At 43.7% G+C, this 17,394-nt stretch carries 26 protein-coding genes; all 26 read left to right on the top strand.

The annotated features are described in order from the left end of the window. Nucleotides 1-67: 67 nt before the first annotated feature. The 26 genes from rpoC to rplO all read left to right on the top strand — a co-directional run bounded on the left by rpoC (nucleotide 68) and on the right by rplO (nucleotide 17,394). On the top strand, nucleotides 68-4,387 hold the full coding sequence (gene rpoC, locus ACW9SV_RS15050) for a DNA-directed RNA polymerase subunit beta' (RefSeq protein WP_479557593.1): 4,320 nt from the start codon (nucleotides 68-70) through the stop codon (nucleotides 4,385-4,387). 1 nt (nucleotide 4,388) lies between these two features. Then, nucleotides 4,389-4,703, top strand: a complete 315-nt coding sequence (locus tag ACW9SV_RS15055; RefSeq protein ID WP_149092178.1) for a DUF3467 domain-containing protein — start codon at nucleotides 4,389-4,391, stop codon at nucleotides 4,701-4,703. A 102-nt stretch (nucleotides 4,704-4,805) separates the two neighbouring features. After that, a complete protein-coding gene (rpsL, locus tag ACW9SV_RS15060) occupies nucleotides 4,806-5,222 on the top strand; it encodes a 30S ribosomal protein S12 (protein WP_048919295.1) in 417 nt (138 codons plus the stop codon). Nucleotides 5,223-5,235: 13 nt separating this feature from the next. Then, entirely contained in the window at nucleotides 5,236-5,703 is a 468-nt protein-coding gene (gene rpsG / locus ACW9SV_RS15065) for a 30S ribosomal protein S7 (RefSeq protein WP_462633475.1), read from the top strand. A 2-nt stretch (nucleotides 5,704-5,705) separates the two neighbouring features. Beyond that, nucleotides 5,706-7,805 carry an elongation factor G gene (gene fusA / locus ACW9SV_RS15070; RefSeq protein WP_479557594.1) on the top strand — a complete coding sequence of 700 codons (2,100 nt, stop codon included), beginning with the start codon at nucleotides 5,706-5,708 and terminating at the stop codon, nucleotides 7,803-7,805. Nucleotides 7,806-7,815: 10 nt separating this feature from the next. After that, nucleotides 7,816-8,121: a 30S ribosomal protein S10 gene (gene rpsJ / locus ACW9SV_RS15075; RefSeq protein WP_048919298.1), complete on the top strand. Its 306-nt coding sequence runs from the start codon at nucleotides 7,816-7,818 to the stop codon at nucleotides 8,119-8,121. Nucleotides 8,122-8,517: 396 nt separating this feature from the next. Beyond that, nucleotides 8,518-9,138, top strand: a complete 621-nt coding sequence (gene rplC, locus ACW9SV_RS15080; protein WP_479557595.1) for a 50S ribosomal protein L3 — start codon at nucleotides 8,518-8,520, stop codon at nucleotides 9,136-9,138. Nucleotide 9,139: 1 nt separating this feature from the next. Then, the gene (gene rplD / locus ACW9SV_RS15085; protein ID WP_479557596.1) at nucleotides 9,140-9,772 is read left to right on the top strand and encodes a 50S ribosomal protein L4; all 633 of its coding nucleotides are present in this window, start codon (nucleotides 9,140-9,142) and stop codon (nucleotides 9,770-9,772) included. Beyond that, nucleotides 9,772-10,059, top strand: a complete 288-nt coding sequence (gene rplW, locus ACW9SV_RS15090) for a 50S ribosomal protein L23 (protein WP_123127728.1) — start codon at nucleotides 9,772-9,774, stop codon at nucleotides 10,057-10,059. Before rplD ends, rplW begins: the two co-directional genes overlap by 1 nt. A gap of 12 nt (nucleotides 10,060-10,071) precedes the next feature. Next, on the top strand, nucleotides 10,072-10,896 hold the full coding sequence (rplB, locus tag ACW9SV_RS15095; protein WP_479557597.1) for a 50S ribosomal protein L2: 825 nt from the start codon (nucleotides 10,072-10,074) through the stop codon (nucleotides 10,894-10,896). A gap of 3 nt (nucleotides 10,897-10,899) precedes the next feature. After that, nucleotides 10,900-11,178: a 30S ribosomal protein S19 gene (gene rpsS / locus ACW9SV_RS15100; protein ID WP_048919303.1), complete on the top strand. Its 279-nt coding sequence runs from the start codon at nucleotides 10,900-10,902 to the stop codon at nucleotides 11,176-11,178. Then, entirely contained in the window at nucleotides 11,178-11,564 is a 387-nt protein-coding gene (gene rplV, locus ACW9SV_RS15105; RefSeq protein ID WP_149092184.1) for a 50S ribosomal protein L22, read from the top strand. Before rpsS ends, rplV begins: the two co-directional genes overlap by 1 nt. Before the next feature lie 5 nt (nucleotides 11,565-11,569). Then, the gene (rpsC, locus tag ACW9SV_RS15110) at nucleotides 11,570-12,373 is read left to right on the top strand and encodes a 30S ribosomal protein S3 (RefSeq protein ID WP_479557598.1); all 804 of its coding nucleotides are present in this window, start codon (nucleotides 11,570-11,572) and stop codon (nucleotides 12,371-12,373) included. A gap of 26 nt (nucleotides 12,374-12,399) precedes the next feature. Then, entirely contained in the window at nucleotides 12,400-12,822 is a 423-nt protein-coding gene (gene rplP / locus ACW9SV_RS15115; protein WP_062543985.1) for a 50S ribosomal protein L16, read from the top strand. A gap of 2 nt (nucleotides 12,823-12,824) precedes the next feature. Then, the gene (gene rpmC, locus ACW9SV_RS15120) at nucleotides 12,825-13,019 is read left to right on the top strand and encodes a 50S ribosomal protein L29 (protein WP_123127724.1); all 195 of its coding nucleotides are present in this window, start codon (nucleotides 12,825-12,827) and stop codon (nucleotides 13,017-13,019) included. Between the two features lie 11 nt (nucleotides 13,020-13,030). Further along, a complete protein-coding gene (rpsQ, locus tag ACW9SV_RS15125) occupies nucleotides 13,031-13,288 on the top strand; it encodes a 30S ribosomal protein S17 (RefSeq protein ID WP_479557599.1) in 258 nt (85 codons plus the stop codon). A gap of 1 nt (nucleotide 13,289) precedes the next feature. Next, entirely contained in the window at nucleotides 13,290-13,658 is a 369-nt protein-coding gene (rplN, locus tag ACW9SV_RS15130) for a 50S ribosomal protein L14 (RefSeq protein WP_062543988.1), read from the top strand. Between the two features lie 20 nt (nucleotides 13,659-13,678). Beyond that, nucleotides 13,679-14,002, top strand: a complete 324-nt coding sequence (gene rplX / locus ACW9SV_RS15135) for a 50S ribosomal protein L24 (RefSeq protein ID WP_479557600.1) — start codon at nucleotides 13,679-13,681, stop codon at nucleotides 14,000-14,002. 1 nt (nucleotide 14,003) lies between these two features. After that, nucleotides 14,004-14,555, top strand: a complete 552-nt coding sequence (gene rplE, locus ACW9SV_RS15140; RefSeq protein WP_479557601.1) for a 50S ribosomal protein L5 — start codon at nucleotides 14,004-14,006, stop codon at nucleotides 14,553-14,555. 4 nt (nucleotides 14,556-14,559) lie between these two features. Then, nucleotides 14,560-14,829 (top strand): 30S ribosomal protein S14, encoded by a 270-nt coding sequence (rpsN, locus tag ACW9SV_RS15145; protein ID WP_048919312.1) that lies wholly within the window; start codon nucleotides 14,560-14,562, stop codon nucleotides 14,827-14,829. A gap of 86 nt (nucleotides 14,830-14,915) precedes the next feature. Then, a complete protein-coding gene (gene rpsH, locus ACW9SV_RS15150) occupies nucleotides 14,916-15,314 on the top strand; it encodes a 30S ribosomal protein S8 (RefSeq protein ID WP_479557602.1) in 399 nt (132 codons plus the stop codon). 10 nt (nucleotides 15,315-15,324) lie between these two features. After that, nucleotides 15,325-15,879, top strand: coding sequence for a 50S ribosomal protein L6 (rplF, locus tag ACW9SV_RS15155; protein ID WP_479557603.1), 555 nt, complete (start codon nucleotides 15,325-15,327; stop codon nucleotides 15,877-15,879). Between the two features lie 8 nt (nucleotides 15,880-15,887). Next, nucleotides 15,888-16,241 (top strand): 50S ribosomal protein L18, encoded by a 354-nt coding sequence (gene rplR / locus ACW9SV_RS15160; protein ID WP_479557604.1) that lies wholly within the window; start codon nucleotides 15,888-15,890, stop codon nucleotides 16,239-16,241. A gap of 4 nt (nucleotides 16,242-16,245) precedes the next feature. Further along, a complete protein-coding gene (rpsE, locus tag ACW9SV_RS15165) occupies nucleotides 16,246-16,764 on the top strand; it encodes a 30S ribosomal protein S5 (RefSeq protein WP_479557605.1) in 519 nt (172 codons plus the stop codon). Between the two features lie 2 nt (nucleotides 16,765-16,766). Further along, nucleotides 16,767-16,946: a 50S ribosomal protein L30 gene (gene rpmD / locus ACW9SV_RS15170; RefSeq protein WP_479557606.1), complete on the top strand. Its 180-nt coding sequence runs from the start codon at nucleotides 16,767-16,769 to the stop codon at nucleotides 16,944-16,946. Nucleotide 16,947: 1 nt separating this feature from the next. Continuing rightward, nucleotides 16,948-17,394, top strand: coding sequence for a 50S ribosomal protein L15 (gene rplO, locus ACW9SV_RS15175; protein WP_479557607.1), 447 nt, complete (start codon nucleotides 16,948-16,950; stop codon nucleotides 17,392-17,394).

A 17,394-nucleotide genomic window follows, 5' to 3' on the forward strand; every position in this document is an offset into this window, starting at 1 on the left:
TCTCCCTTTTACGCGTTAGTTGAGCCGTTTAGTAAAAAGGAAATTTACATATCTAGCAACACATAACATGGCGTTAGCAAGAAATAAAAAATTAATCCAAGACTTCTCTAAAGTAACCATCTCTTTGGCTTCTCCAGAATCTATTCTGGAAAGATCTAACGGGGAGGTAACTAAACCTGAAACCATCAACTACAGAACTTACAAGCCAGAAATGGGTGGTTTGTTCTGCGAGCGGATCTTCGGGCCAGTGAAGGACTGGGAGTGCCACTGCGGTAAATACAAGAGAATCCGTTACAAAGGGATTATCTGTGACCGTTGCGGGGTTGAAGTAACTGAGAAAAAAGTGCGTCGTGAGCGCATGGGCCATATTGAGCTAGTTGTACCGGTTGCACACATCTGGTACTTCAAATCATTGCCAAACAAAATTGGTTATCTGTTAGGCTTACCAACCAAGAAGCTTGACCAGATCATCTATTATGAGCGGTACGTAGTAATCCAGCCAGGTATTTTGGGTGAAGACGGCGTGAACATGCTGGACTTCTTAACCGAAGATGAGTACCTGGACATGATTGACAAGCTGCCACGCGAGAACCAAATGTTGGACAACCATGATCCAAACAAGTTCATCGCGAAAATGGGAGCTGAAGCCCTTCAAATGTTATTGGAGCGCATCAACCTGGATGACCTTTCTTACGACCTGCGTTATTCTGCTGCCCATGAGACTTCTCAGCAGCGGAAAGCGGAAGCGTTAAAGCGTCTGCGTGTAGTAGAGGCTTTCCGTGATGCCGCAACCAGAATTGAGAACAAGCCTGAGTGGATGGTTATCCGCATGGTGCCTGTGATTCCACCAGAATTGCGTCCATTAGTTCCGTTGGATGGTGGCCGTTTCGCTACCTCTGACTTGAACGACTTATACCGTCGCGTTATCATCCGTAACAACCGTCTGAAGCGTCTGATCGAGATCAAAGCGCCAGAGGTGATTCTCCGTAACGAGAAGCGGATGTTGCAGGAAGCCGTTGACTCCCTGTTTGACAACTCACGTAAAGTGAACGCTGTTCGGGCAGAAGGTAACCGTGCCCTGAAATCACTTTCTGACATGCTGAAAGGTAAGCAAGGACGTTTCCGTCAGAACTTGCTTGGTAAGCGTGTGGACTACTCTGGTCGTTCCGTAATCGTGGTAGGTCCAGAACTGAAGCTACACGAGTGCGGTCTGCCTAAGAACATGGCAGCTGAGCTTTTCAAACCGTTCATCATCCGTAAGCTTATTGAGCGCGGTATTGTGAAAACGGTAAAATCTGCGAAGAAAATCGTAGACAGAAAAGACCCGGTTGTATGGGATATTTTGGAAAACGTGCTGAAAGGACATCCAGTTCTGTTGAACCGTGCTCCTACGCTCCATAGATTAGGTATTCAGGCTTTCCAGCCGAAACTGATTGAAGGAAAAGCAATCCAGTTACACCCATTAGTAACCACAGCATTCAACGCCGACTTTGACGGTGACCAGATGGCGGTACACGTTCCACTAGGACCGGCTGCAATCCTGGAAGCCTCTATGTTAATGTTGGCTTCGCACAACATCCTGAACCCTGCCAACGGTGCGCCAATTGCGGTACCTTCTCAGGACATGGTGTTGGGCTTATACTACGTAACCAAAGGCAAGCGCTCAACCGAGAATGAGAAAATTCAAGGCGAAGGCATGTCTTTCTACTCTGCCGAAGAAGTAATCATTGCCATCAATGAAGGCCGCTTATCTAAGCACGCATTCATTAAGGTGCGGGTGAAAGTATTGGATGAGAACAACCAATTAGTAACGAAACTTATTGAGACCGTTGCTGGTAGAGTTCTTTTCAACCAGTTCGTGCCAGAGGAAGTTGGGTACGTAGACGAACTTCTTTCTAAGAAGAAATTGCAGCAGATTATCTCCCGCGTGTTCAAAGTAACCGGTATGGCGAGAACTGCTCAGTTCCTGGATGATATCAAAACCCTAGGATTCCAGTCTGCTTACAAAGGCGGTCTGTCCATGGGCTTGGGTGACATCGTGATCCCTAAGGAGAAAGATATCCTAGTGGAAGAGGCCAAAAAAGATGTAGATGCTGTTTGGGCAAACTACTCCATGGGTCTTATCACGGACAACGAGCGTTACAACCAGGTAATTGATATCTGGACGCGTATCAACAACCAAATCACTGAGACTTTGATGAGCCGTCTAGAGAAAGATGACCAAGGTTTCAACTCCATCTTCATGATGATGCACTCAGGAGCCCGTGGTTCAAGAGAGCAGATCCGTCAGTTAGGTGGTATGAGAGGTCTGATGGCGAAACCGCAGAAATCATTGCAAGGATCAGTAGGGGAGATTATTGAAAACCCAATTCTATCTAACTTCAAAGAAGGTCTGGATGTAATTGAGTACTTCATCTCTACCCACGGTGCTCGTAAAGGTCTTGCGGATACAGCCTTGAAAACGGCGGATGCGGGTTACCTGACTCGTCGTTTAGTAGACGTTTCTCAAGATGTGATTGTAAACGAGTCTGACTGCGGTACTTTGCGTGGTCTTGAGGTAAGTGCTTTGAAAGACAACGAGGATATCGTGGAGTCTCTGTCTGAGCGTATCTTGGGACGTGTGAACGTACATGACATCATTGACCCAATCACCGGTGAACTGATCCATGAGTCTGGACACGAAATTACCGAAGAGGTAGCCAGAATCATTGAGAACTCGGCTATCGAGAGCGTGGAGATCCGTTCCGTGTTGACTTGTGAGACCAAGCGCGGTATTTGTGCGAAATGCTACGGTCGTAACCTTTCTACTGGCCGTATGGTGCAGAAAGGGGAAGCTGTTGGTGTTATTGCGGCTCAGTCTATCGGTGAGCCAGGTACTCAGTTAACACTTCGTACTTTCCACGTGGGTGGTACTGCGTCAAACATTGCCGTAGATGCCGCTATCCGTGCCAAGTTCAACGGCGTGATTGAATTCGAAGACGTTCGGACCATTGAAACTAGTAACGCAGAAGGCGAACCAGTGAAAGTAGTGATGGGTCGTTCAGGTGAGGTAAAGATAGTAGAACCAACTACTGGAAAACTCCTGATCAGCAACCACGTGCCTTACGGTTCATTCTTATTGGTGAATGAAGGACAAACCGTTGCTAAAGGTGACGAGCTATGTAACTGGGATCCATACAACGCGGTTATCCTTTCTGAGTTTGACGGTTCCATTGCTTACGAATCTATTGTGGAGGGTATCACCTTCCGTGAGGAATCTGATGAGCAGACCGGTCACCGTGAGAAAGTGATCATCGAGACCAAAGATAAGACCAAGAACCCTGCTATTGTGGTAAACCCAACCAATGGTGAGCCGAAAGGTTACAACATTCCGGTAGGTGCCCACTTGACAGTAGAAGATGGTCAGCGTATCAAAGCGGGTCAGATCATTGCCAAGATCCCACGTGCGATTGGAAAAACCCGTGACATCACCGGAGGTCTACCACGTGTTACCGAGCTCTTTGAAGCCCGTAACCCGTCTAACCCAGCAGTAGTGAGCGAGATTGATGGTGTGGTAACTTACGGCGGCGTAAAACGCGGTAACCGTGAGATCTATATCGAGTCTAAGGATGGCGTGAAGAAGAAGTACATGGTGCCTCTTTCCAAGCACATCCTGGTGCAGGACAATGACTTCGTACGTGCGGGTGTTCCATTATCAGACGGTGCTATCACACCAAACGATATCCTGAACATCCAAGGTCCAGGTGCCGTGCAGGAATACTTAGTGAACGAGATTCAAGAGGTATACCGTTTGCAAGGGGTGAAGATCAATGACAAGCACATAGAGGTAGTGGTTCGTCAGATGATGCAGAAAGTGAACGTGATTGACCCAGGTGACACCAGCTTCTTGGAGAACCAGACGGTGGATAAGGTAACGTTCATGGAAGAGAACGACATGATCATTGACATGAAAGTAGTGGAAGATGCAGGAGACTCAACTGCCATGAAACCAGGTATGATTGTGACGGCTCGTCGTCTACGCGATGAGAACTCCAGCTTGAAGCGTCGTGACTTGCGTCTGGTAACGGTACGTGACGCACAACCGGCTGTATCTAGACCGACTTTGCAAGGTATCACACAGGCCTCTTTAGGTACGCAGAGCTTTATCTCGGCAGCTTCCTTCCAGGAGACTACCAAGGTGTTGAGCGAAGCTGCTATCAAAGGAAAGGCAGACGAATTACTGGGCTTGAAAGAGAACGTAATCGTTGGTCACCTGATCCCAGCGGGTACTGGTCTGCGCGAATACTCAAAAATCATTGTCGGCTCCAAAGAAGAGTACGAAGCTCTTACCAGCAGCAGACAATCTGGAGTAAAGGCAGCAAGACAAGGCGAATTGCAAGAGAAATAAAATGGCCGCAGCAGAACAACAAGGACAGATCAACATTGAGTTGACAGAGGAGATTGCCGAGGGCGAGTATGCAAATCTTGCCATGATCGCGCATTCCCACAGTGAATTTGTGATTGATTTTATTCGTCTGATGCCGGGTATCCCAAAGGCCAAAGTGAAGTCAAGAGTGGTGATTACTCCAGAGCATGCCAAGCGTTTCTTGGCTGCTTTGGAGGAAAACATCCTAAAATATGAGCAAAGTTTTGGGGCTATCAAGCAAACGCCGGAAGCCCCAAGCTTTCCGCTCAATTTTGGGGGAACTATTGGCGAAGCCTAAGCCATTAATAATTAATGAATTAAAACTTTGAATTTGCAAAGTGAATTTTATACCTTTGCAAACCATTTTTTGAAGAGAGAAATCAGTTTAAAAAGTTAGTAAATGCCTACTATACAACAATTAGTAAGAAAGGGAAGAGAAGCGCTAACATCAAAGTCTAAGTCTCCGGCTCTTGACTCATGCCCGCAAAGACGTGGCGTGTGCACACGCGTTTACACAACCACACCTAAGAAGCCAAACTCAGCGATGAGAAAAGTGGCTCGTGTGCGTTTGACAAACGGTAAAGAAGTCAATGCCTATATCCCGGGTGAAGGACACAACCTGCAAGAGCACTCTATTGTGCTTATCAGAGGTGGTCGTGTGAAAGACTTACCAGGTGTAAGATACCACATCATCCGTGGTGCTTTGGACACTGCTGGTGTAAATGGCCGTCTACAGTCCCGTTCTAAATACGGTGCAAAACGTCCTAAACCAGGTCAGCCAGCAGCAGCTGCAGGAAAAGGCGGTAAGAAAAAATAATTGAGTTAAGACAATGAGAAAAGCGAAACCAAAGAAGAGAATTCTTCTTCCTGATCCAAAATACAAAGAAACTCTGGTTACCCGTTTTGTGAACTACCTGATGGTAGACGGTAAAAAGAGTGTGGCATACAAGATTTTTTACGATGCTTGCGATTTAGTTGAGAAAAGAACTAAAGAGAACGGGTTAGATACTTGGAAAAAAGCATTGAACAACATCATGCCAGGTGTAGAGGTAAAATCCCGCCGTGTAGGTGGTGCTACTTTCCAAGTACCAACTGAGGTACGCCCGGATAGAAAGATTTCTCTTGGTATCAAATGGATGATCTCTTACGCTCGTAAAAGAGGTGAGAAGACCATGATGGATAAACTGGCTGGTGAGATTATCGCCGCCGCCAAAGGAGAAGGTGCTGCTGTGAAGAAGAAAGATGATACTCACAGAATGGCAGAAGCCAACAAGGCTTTCTCGCATTTCAGATTCTAAGAATGGCTAGAGACTTAAGATTTACCAGAAACATAGGTATTGCCGCGCACATTGATGCCGGTAAGACCACAACGACTGAGCGTATCCTTTACTATGCTGGTGTTAGCCACAAAATAGGAGAGGTACACGATGGAGCTGCCACCATGGACTGGATGGAGCAGGAGCAGGAAAGAGGTATCACTATTACTTCTGCTGCTACTACTGTAAACTGGGAATACAGAGGTGACAAATACCACATCAACATCATTGATACTCCAGGTCACGTTGACTTTACCGTAGAGGTAAACCGTTCCCTGCGTGTATTAGATGGTCTGGTTTTCTTGTTTAGTGCAGTAGATGGTGTTGAGCCACAGTCTGAGACTAACTGGAGACTTGCAGATAACTACAAAGTAGCCCGCATCGGTTTCGTTAACAAGATGGACCGTTCAGGCGCTGACTTCCTTGCTGTTTGTAAGCAAGTAAAAGAAATGCTGGGCAGCAACGCCGTAGCGCTACAGTTACCAATTGGTGCTGAAGATGACTTCAAAGGTGTGGTTGACTTGGTAAACTTCAGAGGTATTGAGTGGAATGAGCACGACAAAGGGATGACCTTTAGAGAAGTTCCAATTCCTGACGATATGCTGGAGGAAGCAACTGAGTACCGCGAGAAGTTACTGGAAGCAGTAGCGGATTACGATGAGTCTTTGATGGAAAAATACTTCGATGATCCTGAAACCATCACCGAAGAAGAAATCATGAACGCTCTTCGTAAAGCAACTATTGACATGGCTATCGTGCCAATGCTTTGCGGTTCTTCTTTCAAAAACAAAGGTGTACAAACAATGCTTGACTACGTGATGGCGCTTTGCCCTTCACCTATGGATAAAGAAAGCATTATTGGTACAAACCCAGATACAGGAGCTGAAGTAGCCCGTAAACCAAGTGAAAGCGAGCCTTTCGCTGGTCTGGCCTTCAAAATTGCTACTGACCCTTACGTAGGACGTTTGTGCTTCGTACGTGCTTACTCAGGTGTTCTTGAATCAGGTTCTTACGTGTTCAACACACGTTCCAATAACAAAGAGCGTATCTCCCGTATCTTCCAGATGCACGCCAACAAGCAAAACCAAATCGAAAGATTGGGTGCTGGTGACATTGGAGCGGTAGTAGGCTTTAAGGACATCAAAACTGGTGACACCCTTTGCGACCAAAATGCGAAAATCGTATTGGAGTCAATGGAGTTCCCAGAACCGGTAATCGGATATGCTATCGAGCCTAAAACTCAGGCTGACTCAGATAAGATGGGTATGGCAATCGCGAAACTGGTAGAAGAAGATCCAACCCTTCAAGTAAATACTGACGAGGAAACTGGTCAGACCATCTTGAGAGGTATGGGTGAACTTCACTTGGAGATCATCATTGACCGTATGAAACGTGAGTTCAAGGTTGAGTTGAACCAAGGTGCTCCTCAGGTTGCTTATAAAGAAACCATCACTAAAATGGTGGAGCACCGCGAGGTGTACAAGAAGCAGTCTGGTGGTCGTGGTAAATTCGCCGACATCGTGTTCAACATTGGACCGCGTGAAGATGGAAAACAAGGACTTGAGTTTGAAAACGCCATTGTAGGTGGTGTGATCCCAAGAGAATTCATCCCTGCTATTCAGAAAGGTTTCGAGGAAGCCATGAAGAACGGTATCCTGGCTGGCTTCCCGGTAGACTCAATGAAAGTGCGCTTGTTCCACGGTTCTTTCCACGACGTTGACTCTGATTCACTATCTTTTGAATTAGCAGCCCGTCAAGGATTCAAAGAAGCTGGTAAACAGTGTGGACCTAAACTGCTTGAGCCTATCATGGCCGTAGACGTAGTAACTCCAGATGAGTACACTGGTCCGGTAACAGGTGACTTGAACAGAAGAAGAGGTATCATGAAAGGTATGGATACCAAAGGTACTTCTACTGTAGTGAAAGCCGATGTTCCTTTATCAGAACTGTTTGGTTACGTGACTGACTTACGTACCATTACTTCAGGTAGAGCAACTGCTTCTCTTACTTTCTCTCATTATGAGCAGGTACCGCAGAACTTGGCAGATGGCATCGTGGCAAAAATTAAAGGGACTTCGAAATAGTTGAAATAGAATGAATCAAAAGATCAGAATTAAACTGAAATCTTACGATCACAATCTGGTTGATAAATCATCAGAGAAAATCGTGAAAGCGGTAAAAGCGACTGGTGCGATTGTAAGTGGCCCAATTCCTTTGCCAACTGAAAAAGACATCTTCACTGTACTTCGTTCACCACACGTGAACAAGAAAGCAAGAGAGCAATTCCAACTTTGTACCTATAAAAGATTAGTAGATATCTATTCTACTTCTTCTAAAACAGTAGACGCATTGATGAAACTTGAATTACCAAGTGGCGTTGATGTTGAAATCAAAGTTTGATAAGCAACACTCAATATAAAAGGGAGAGGGTAACCTCTCCCTTTTTTTATGTGGTCAAACGGATACTTGTTTCTGACTTAATTTTGTAAAAAGACCTTTAAAACGGAAAAACATTCTACGAAGGTGATTTAAAGGTAGAAGCGTGAGAGTTTTAGGCCCTGTTTTAAGAAAAAGAACTTAAAACAGGTAATTGGGTGAAATCATTTACTACCTGAACTAGTTAAGCACCTACTTATAAGCAACCTAGGGGTAAGTACTAAGGGAAAATTCATTAGTATCTGAAAACAAATAATTTAGGATAGCTTGTAAAATAAAAATTAAATATAGAACTTTGCACTCCCGAAAATAGACCCTATTACGGGATGTTAATTTTAATTGTTTAAATAAAAAAGTAGAATGCCTGGAATTATCGGTAAGAAAATCGGAATGACAAGCCTCTTCACTCCTGAAGGGAAGAGCGTGGCCTGTACTTTGATTCAAGCGGGACCATGCGTAGTAACTCAGGTTAAAACGCAAGAAACAGATGGCTATACAGCTGTTCAGCTTGGGTACGGAGAGAAGAAGGTAAAAAGAGTAAGCAAGGCGCTTGCTGGACACTTCGCAAAAGCTAATACTACTGCTAAGAAAAAGCTAGTAGAATTTAGATTAGAAGACGTGGCTTCTTTCTCATTGGGAGACGAAGTAGATGTAAAACTTTTTGAAGAAGGCGAATTCGTAGACGTAGTTGGTACTTCAAAAGGTAAAGGTTTCCAAGGGGTAGTAAAACGCTACAACTTTGGTGGTGTTGGCGGGCAGACCCACGGTCAGCACAACAGAGCACGTCACCCCGGTTCAATTGGAGCCTGCTCATGGCCATCAAGAGTATTTAAAGGAATGCGTATGGCTGGTAGAATGGGTGGAGACCGCGTGAAGGTTCAAAACCTGCGTGTTTTGCGCATCCTGCCTGAGCAAAATTTACTTGTAGTTAGCGGTTCTATCCCAGGCGCTAAAAATTCATTTATTGTAGTTGAGAAATAAGATGGAGCTATCAGTTTTCAATAGTAAAGGCGAAGATACCGGAAGGAAAGTAACCCTTCCTGAGTCTGTGTTCGGGGTAGAGCCTAACGAGCACGCGATGTATCTGGATGTTAAGCAATACTTAGCAAACCAACGTCAAGGAACCCACAAAGCAAAAGAGCGGAACGAAGTTGCCGGTTCAACCAAAAAGATCAAGCGTCAAAAAGGTACCGGTGGAGCAAGAGCTGGTTCTTTGAAAGCTCCTGTATTTGTAGGCGGTGGTCGTGTATTTGGTCCAAGACCAAGAAACTATAGCTTCAAATTAAATAAAAAGCTGAAAGCAGTAGCAAGATTATCTGCTCTTTCAACTTTGGTGAAAGATGAGCGTCTGGTGTTAGTTGATAACATCACTATTGATACTCCAAAAACAAAGAGCTTCGCTGCCATCCTGCAAGGATTGAATGTAGGCACTAGAAAAACATTGATCGTTACGAAAGATGTGAATACCAACGTGGTTCTGTCAAGCAGAAACCTTCCAAAGGTAAAAGTGGCTACTCCAGGTGCTTTAACAACATATGACTTGTTGAACGCAGACAAAGTAGTTTGTTTAGAGGAATCTCTTTCTGTTTTTGAAGAAATTTACACATCGAAATAATGAGTATCCTAAAAAGACCATTATTGACTGAGAAGCTGACTGCTTTGAATGAAGTAGGTAAATATGCTTTCGAAGTTGATAGAAAAGCAAATAAGATTGAGATCAAGAAAGCGATCCAATCACGTTACGGTGTAACGGTAGAGAAAATCTCTACCATGAGAACCCAGGGAAAATTGAAGTCTCGCAACACCAAGTCTGGTGTTGTAACCGGACGTACGGTATCCTCTAAGAAGGCGATTGTTACTTTGAAAGCAGGGGAAGTAATCGATTTCTATAGCGGAATATAAGCAATTACGAGAATGGCATTAAGAAAACTAAGACCGACAACACCAGGTCAAAGATTTAGAGTAGCGCCTGCCTTCACTGAGATCACGAAGAGCGAGCCTGAGAAATCTTTGTTGGCATCCAAGAAAAAATCTGGTGGACGCAACAATTCAGGAAGAATGACCATGCGCTATACTGGCGGTGGTCACAAGCAAAAGTTCCGTATCATCGACTTCAAAAGAACGAAGTACGGAGTTCCTGCAACTGTAAAAGCGATCGAGTACGATCCAAACAGAACAGCACGCATTGCCTTGTTGTACTACGCGGATGGCGAGAAAGCATACATCATTGCTCCAGCAGGCTTGGCTGTGGATGCTACCGTAGTATCAGGACCAGGTGTGGCACCAGAAGTTGGTAACGCATTGCCTCTTTCTGATATTCCACTAGGTACAATTGTTCACAACATTGAATTAGCTCCTGGTCAAGGTGCAGTACTAGCTAGAAGTGCAGGTTCTTATGCACAGTTAGTAGCCCGTGAAGGCCGTTATGCTACTTTGAAGTTACCTTCTGGCGAGATGAGAATGGTACTGGTAAACTGTATGGCTACCGTAGGTACTGTTTCTAACGCTGACCACATGAACGTGAAGCTTGGAAAAGCTGGACGTAGCAGATGGATGGGTATCAGACCAAGAGTAAGAGGTGTTGCCATGAACCCTGTAGATCACCCAATGGGCGGTGGTGAAGGTAAGTCATCTGGAGGTCACCCAAGATCACGCAAAGGTCTGTACGCGAAAGGTCAGAAGACTAGAAACAAAAATAAATTCTCTGAAAACCTGATTGTTAATAGAAGGAAGAAATAAGTAATGGCAAGATCATTAAAAAAAGGGCCTTATATTGACTACAGGCTCGATAGAAAAGTGCAGACAATGGATGAGTCTGGAAAGAAAGCGGTGATCAAGACTTGGTCACGTCGTTCTATGATCTCTCCAGATTTCGTTGGTCACACGTTTGCAGTACACAATGGAAATAAATTCATTCCTGTGTATGTAACAGAAAACATGGTAGGGCACAAATTAGGTGAGTTTGCTCCTACCAGAAACTTCAGAGGCCATATTGCTAAGAAAGATAAAGGTAAAAGATAATGGAAGCGGTAGCTAAATTAAACAATGTACCAAGCTCACCGCGTAAGATGAGATTGGTTGCGAACTTAATCCGTGGTAAAAGAGTTACCCAAGCGTTAGGTTTACTAAAATTCACTGCTAATTCCGGCGCTCCTAAATTGGAGAAACTTCTTTTGTCTGCCTTATCTAACTGGCAAGCAGCTAACGAAGATGCCCGCATTGAAGATGCTAATCTATATATTAAAGAGATTAGAGTAGATGAAGGAAAGATGCTGAAGCGTTTACGTCCTGCTCCTCAGGGTCGTGGCCACAGAATCAGAAAAAGATCAAACCACGTGACACTTGTGATTGATTCTAAAGTGGAAGTGGAGACAGTTGAAACATCTACCTCTAACGAAGCCAAATAGTTAAAATGGGACAAAAAGTTAATCCAGTAGGCCTAAGACTAGGTATTGTTAAAGGCTGGGACTCTAATTGGTTCGGAGGAAAGGATTTCGCTGATAAACTGATCGAAGACGAGAAGATCCGTAAATACATCCTTGCCCGTATCCCAAAAGGAGGTATTTCTAAAATCATCATCGAAAGAACTCTTAAGAGAATCACCATCACCATCAACACTGCCCGTCCAGGCGTGGTGATTGGAAAAGGTGGCCAAGAGGTTGATAAAATTAAAGAAGAGCTTAAGAAAATCACCAGCAAAGATGTTCAAATCAACATCTTTGAAATTAAACGTCCAGAACTGGATGCTAAATTGGTTGGTGAGTCAGTAGCACAACAATTGCAAGCTCGTATCTCTTTCAGAAGAGCTATGAAACAAGCAATCGCTTCTGCTTTGAGAGTTGGTGCTGAAGGTATCAAGATTCAAGTATCAGGTCGTTTAGGCGGTGCTGAGATGGCTCGTACAGAGCACTACAAAGAAGGACGTACTCCTTTGCATACTTTGAGAGCTGATATTGATTACGCTTTATCAGAAGCTCAGACCGTGTACGGTAAACTGGGTATCAAAGTGTGGATCTTCAAAGGAGAAGTTTTCGGTAAGCGTGACTTATCTCCTAATGCAGGTCAACAAAGTGGTGGTCAATCTGCAGGTCCTCGCAATGAAAGAAGTGAGAGAGGTGGAAATGACCGCGGCGACCGTAGAGACAACAACCGCAACAAGCGTCCTGGTGATTCAAACCAGAAGCGTGGCGGGGGTGGACCTAACAAGCGCAAGTAGTTGTTCAACTTTTAGGAATTTAAGAAATGTTACAGCCGAAAAGAACCAAATATAGAAAGATGCAGAAAGGCCGGGTAACCGGTCTTGCGCACAGAGGAAGCACAATCTCCTTTGGATCTTTCGCCATCAAATCATTAGAAGCCTCTTGGATCACCGCCCGTCAAATTGAAGCTGCACGTATCGCCATGACTCGTGCCATGAAACGGGAAGGCCAAGTTTGGATTCGTATTTTCCCTGACAAGCCTATCACTAAAAAGCCTGCAGAGGTTCGGATGGGTAAGGGTAAAGGATCTCCAGAGTACTGGGTAGCCGTTGTTAAACCAGGTACCATCATGTTTGAATCTGATGGAGTGTCGCTAGAAGTAGCTCAAGAGTCTTTACGACTGGCTGCTCAAAAGCTACCAGTAAGAACTAAATTTGTAGTACGTAGAGATTACGTTGAGAAATAGTCATGAAGCAATCTGAAATCAAAGCTCTTTCACTCAATGAAGTGAAAGAGCAACTTACAACAGAGAGAAACAACTTAGTAAACTTGAAGTTTGCTCATGCTATCTCTCCGCTTGAGAATCCATCCAGAATTAAGCATACAAGAAAAACCATCGCCAGGCTAGAGACGCAATTGCGTTCTCTGGAGCTCAATGGCTAAGATATACAACCATGGAGACGAGAAATCTAAGAAAAGAAAGAACTGGACGCGTGGTAAGTAACAAGATGGATAAGTCCATCACTGTTATTGTGGAAAGCAAAGTGAAACACCCAATCTATGGGAAATTTGTTTCCAAGTCCAAGAAGCTCATGGCACACGATGAGAATAACGAGTGCGGTATTGGTGATACAGTACGTATCATGGAAACAAGACCATTGAGCAAGAACAAGAATTGGCGCTTAATTGAAATCGTAGAAAGAGCTAAATAAAATGATACAACAAGAATCAAGACTTACTGTTGCTGATAACAGCGGAGCAAAAGAGGTTCTGGTCATCCGAGTATTGGGTGGTACAGGAAAAAAATACGCCTCTGTGGGTGATAAAATTGTTGTTACCGTAAAATCTGCTCTTTCCTCAGGAAACGTTAAAAAGGGAACTGTTCACAAAGCTGTGATTGTTCGCACCAAAAAAGAAGTTCGTCGTAAAGACGGTTCTTATATTCGTTTTGACGATAATGCAGCTGTGTTATTGAACAACAACGATGAGCCACGTGGTACACGTATTTTTGGGCCAGTTGCCCGTGAGTTGCGTGAAAGACAGTTTATGAAAATTGTTTCTTTGGCTCCTGAAGTAATTTAAACACGAGAAGAGAAAACAAGATGTCAAAGCATAAACTTCATGTGAAGAAAGGCGACACTGTGAAAGTGATCGCTGGTGATGATAAAGGCAAAACAGGAACAGTTACTTCTGTGCTTACTGATAAGCAAAAAGTAGTAGTTGAAGGTTTAAACCTTGTATCTAAGCACCAAAAGCCAAGTGCTAAAAACCCTAATGGTGGTATAGTAAAACAAGAAGCTCCTATTCATGCTAGCAATGTAATGCTGGTTGAGCCTTCTTCTAATGTTGCCACTAGAACCGGTAAGAAGCTGAACAATGATGGTAAGCTTCAACGTTATTCCAAAAAAACTGGAAACTTAATCTAACATGGCAGCTAGACTAAAAGATAAATATTCAAAGGAGATTGTGCCTGCATTGAAAGAGAAATTTCAATACAAGAGCATAATGCAAGTGCCAAAGATTACCAAGATCAGCATCAACAGAGGTATTGGTAATGCCGTGGCAGATAAGAAACTGGTTGACATTGGAGTTGATGAATTAACCATCATCGCTGGTCAGAAGGCAGTTCAAACCAAAGCTAAAAACTCTATCTCTAACTTCAAGTTGAGAGAAGGTATGCCAATTGGTGCTCGCGTTACACTGCGTGGTGAGAAAATGTACGAATTCCTTGACCGTTTAGTAACAGTTGCACTTCCACGTGTACGTGACTTCAAAGGTATCAGCGATAAAGGTTTTGACGGACGCGGTAACTATACGCTCGGGGTTAAAGAGCAAATCATTTTCCCTGAGATCAGCATTGACAAAATCAAGTCAATTGCTGGTATGGACATCACTTTCGTAACTACCGCTTCTACAGATGAAGAAAGCCTAGAGTTATTGAAAGGATTTGGTTTACCGTTCGCATCATTAAAGAAATAAGGAAATGGCTAAAGAATCAGCAAAAGCAAGAGAGCTCAAAAGACAGAAGTTGGTTGCTAAGTATGCAGCTAAAAGAGCTCAGTTAAAAGCTGCTGGCGATTATGAAGCTCTAGATAAATTGCCAAAAGACGCTTCTCCAGTTCGGTTGCACAACAGATGCAAATTAACCGGACGTCCAAGAGGCTATATGAGAAAGTTTGGCATCTCTCGTGTTACTTTCAGAGAGATGGCTTCTGCAGGCAAGATTCCTGGGGTAACGAAGGCTAGTTGGTAATTATTAGTCCTATCATTAACATAGTTAGGAAAAAATTAGTATCTTTGCGGCTCCTTAAAAAGAGCGGAATCTAAAAATATAGTCTAATGCATTCAGATCCGATAGCAGATTATTTAACTAGACTACGGAATGCCATCAAGGCAAATCACCGTGTAGTTGAAATTCCGGCTAGCAAAATAAAAAAGGAATTAACCAAAGTTCTTTACGAGAAAGGTTATATCCAAAGTTACAAGTTTGATGATAGTTCAGTTCAGGGTACAATTAAAATTGCCTTGAAGTATGATCCCGCTACTAAGCAGTCTGCTATCGTGAAGCTTGAGAGAGTCAGTAAGCCGGGACTCCGTAAGTATGTGCATCTTGATGAGATGCCACGTGTGTTGAACGGGTATGGCGTAGCCATCCTTTCAACCTCAAAAGGTGTTATCACTGACAAAGAGGCCAAAGGCCTTAATGTAGGTGGTGAAGTATTATGTTACGTGTATTAATCAAGAGGAAATGTCGCGGATAGGAAAACTGCCAATCACGCTCCCACAAGGTGTAGAGGTGTTGGTTAACCAGGATAACCTGGTTACAGTGAAAGGGCCTAAAGGTTCTCTTTCTCAACAAGTTGATACGGACATAACTGTTGCCATAGAGGATGGAGTACTTACTGTAACTCGTCCAACTGAGCAAAAGAGACACAAAGCTTTACATGGTTTGTACCGTTCTATCATCAACAACATGGTTGTTGGGGTAAGCACTGGCTATAAACTATCTTTGGAATTAGTAGGTGTAGGTTTTAAAGCCACTACTGTAGGCCAAAATTTAGAGCTTGCCTTAGGATATTCACATAACATTTACGTGGGTTTACCTCCAGAGATTTCTGCTGTAGCAGTTACAGAAAAAGGTAAAGCTCCGGTAATCACCTTAGAAGGTATTGATAAGCAGTTGATTGGTCAGGTAGCTGCCAAAATCCGCTCGTTACGTAAAGTTGAGCCTTACAAAGGCAAAGGTATTCGTTTCGTTGGTGAGGTTGTTAGAAGAAAAGCTGGTAAAACTGCTTCTAAATAAGTAAGAAAATGGCATTCGATAAAGCAAAAAGAAGACTGAGAATTCGTCGCAGCATCCGTAACAAGGTGTCTGGCACAACTCAGCGTCCCCGTCTGTCTGTCTTCAGAAGCAATAAGTTTATTTATGCGCAGCTGATTGATGATGTGAATGGTGTTACTTTAGCAAGTTCTTCATCTTCTGTTAAAGAAGGCGGAGTCACTGGAACTAAGAGCGAGACTTCCTCTTTAGTTGGACGTGATATAGCAGCTAAAGCCCTGGAAAAAGGTATTACTGAAGTTGTATTTGACAGAGGTGGTTACCTGTACCATGGTCGTGTTAAATCTTTAGCAGAAGGGGCTCGTGAAGCGGGTCTAAAATTCTAAGAACATGTCTAAATTAAATATCAGAAGCATTAAAGCAAGCGAGATTGAGCTTAAAGAGCGCGTAGTAGCTATCAATCGTGTTGCTAAAGTTGTTAAAGGTGGTAGAAGATTTAGCTTTTCTGCTATCGTAGTTGTAGGTGATGGTAACGGTGTTGTTGGTTACGGATTAGGTAAAGCTAATGAGGTAACTGATGCTATTGCAAAGGGAATTGATGATGCTAAGAAGAACTTAGTTCGTGTTCCTTTGTTTGGTCACACAGTTCCTCATCCAATGGAAGGTAAATTCTCTGGTGGTTTTGTGTTGATCAAGCCTGCTGCAGCAGGTACTGGTGTAATTGCCGGTGGTGCGATGCGTGCAGTATTTGACAGTGCCGGAATCAGAGACGTACTTGCAAAATCAAAAGGTTCATCTAATCCACACAACGTGGTTAAAGCTACTTTTGATGCCTTGTCTAAGATGCGTGACCCATTGGTAGTTGCTCAGCAACGTGGAATCAGTTTACAACGTGTATTCAACGGGTAATTATGGCTAGTGTAGAAATCACCCAGATCAAAAGTATTATTGATCGTCCTGAAAGACAGAAAGCTACAATGAAAGCTCTTGGTCTTGGTAAAATCAATAAGACTGTAACAAAAGAGTTGACCCCTCAAATCGCAGGTATGGTTAACCGTGTGCAACATTTAGTATCGATCAAGGAGGTCTAAAATGAATTTAAGTAATCTAAAACCTGCTGAAGGTTCTACTAAGAACCGGAAGAGAATTGGTCGTGGTACCGGTTCTGGTAGAGGTGGAACCTCTACCCGTGGACATAAAGGAGCTAAATCTCGCTCAGGATATTCATCCAAAGCAGGTTTCGAAGGTGGTCAGATGCCTTTGGTACGTCGCGTACCTAAATTCGGTTTTAAAAACATTAACCGGGTTGAATTTACGGCGGTTAACCTGGATGTTCTTCAGAACTTAGCTTCTAAGTCTGGATCTTCTGTTATCGACTTTGCTGTGCTACGTGAAAATGGTTTAGCATCTAAGAATGACAATATCAAAGTTCTTGGAAGAGGCGAATTAACTACTGCTATTGAGATCCACGCGCATGCGTTCTCTCAAAGTGCAATAGAAGCAATTGAAAAAGCAGGCGGCAAGGTTGTGACTCTGTAA

The organism is Rufibacter sp. JT20002 (assembly GCF_056491185.1).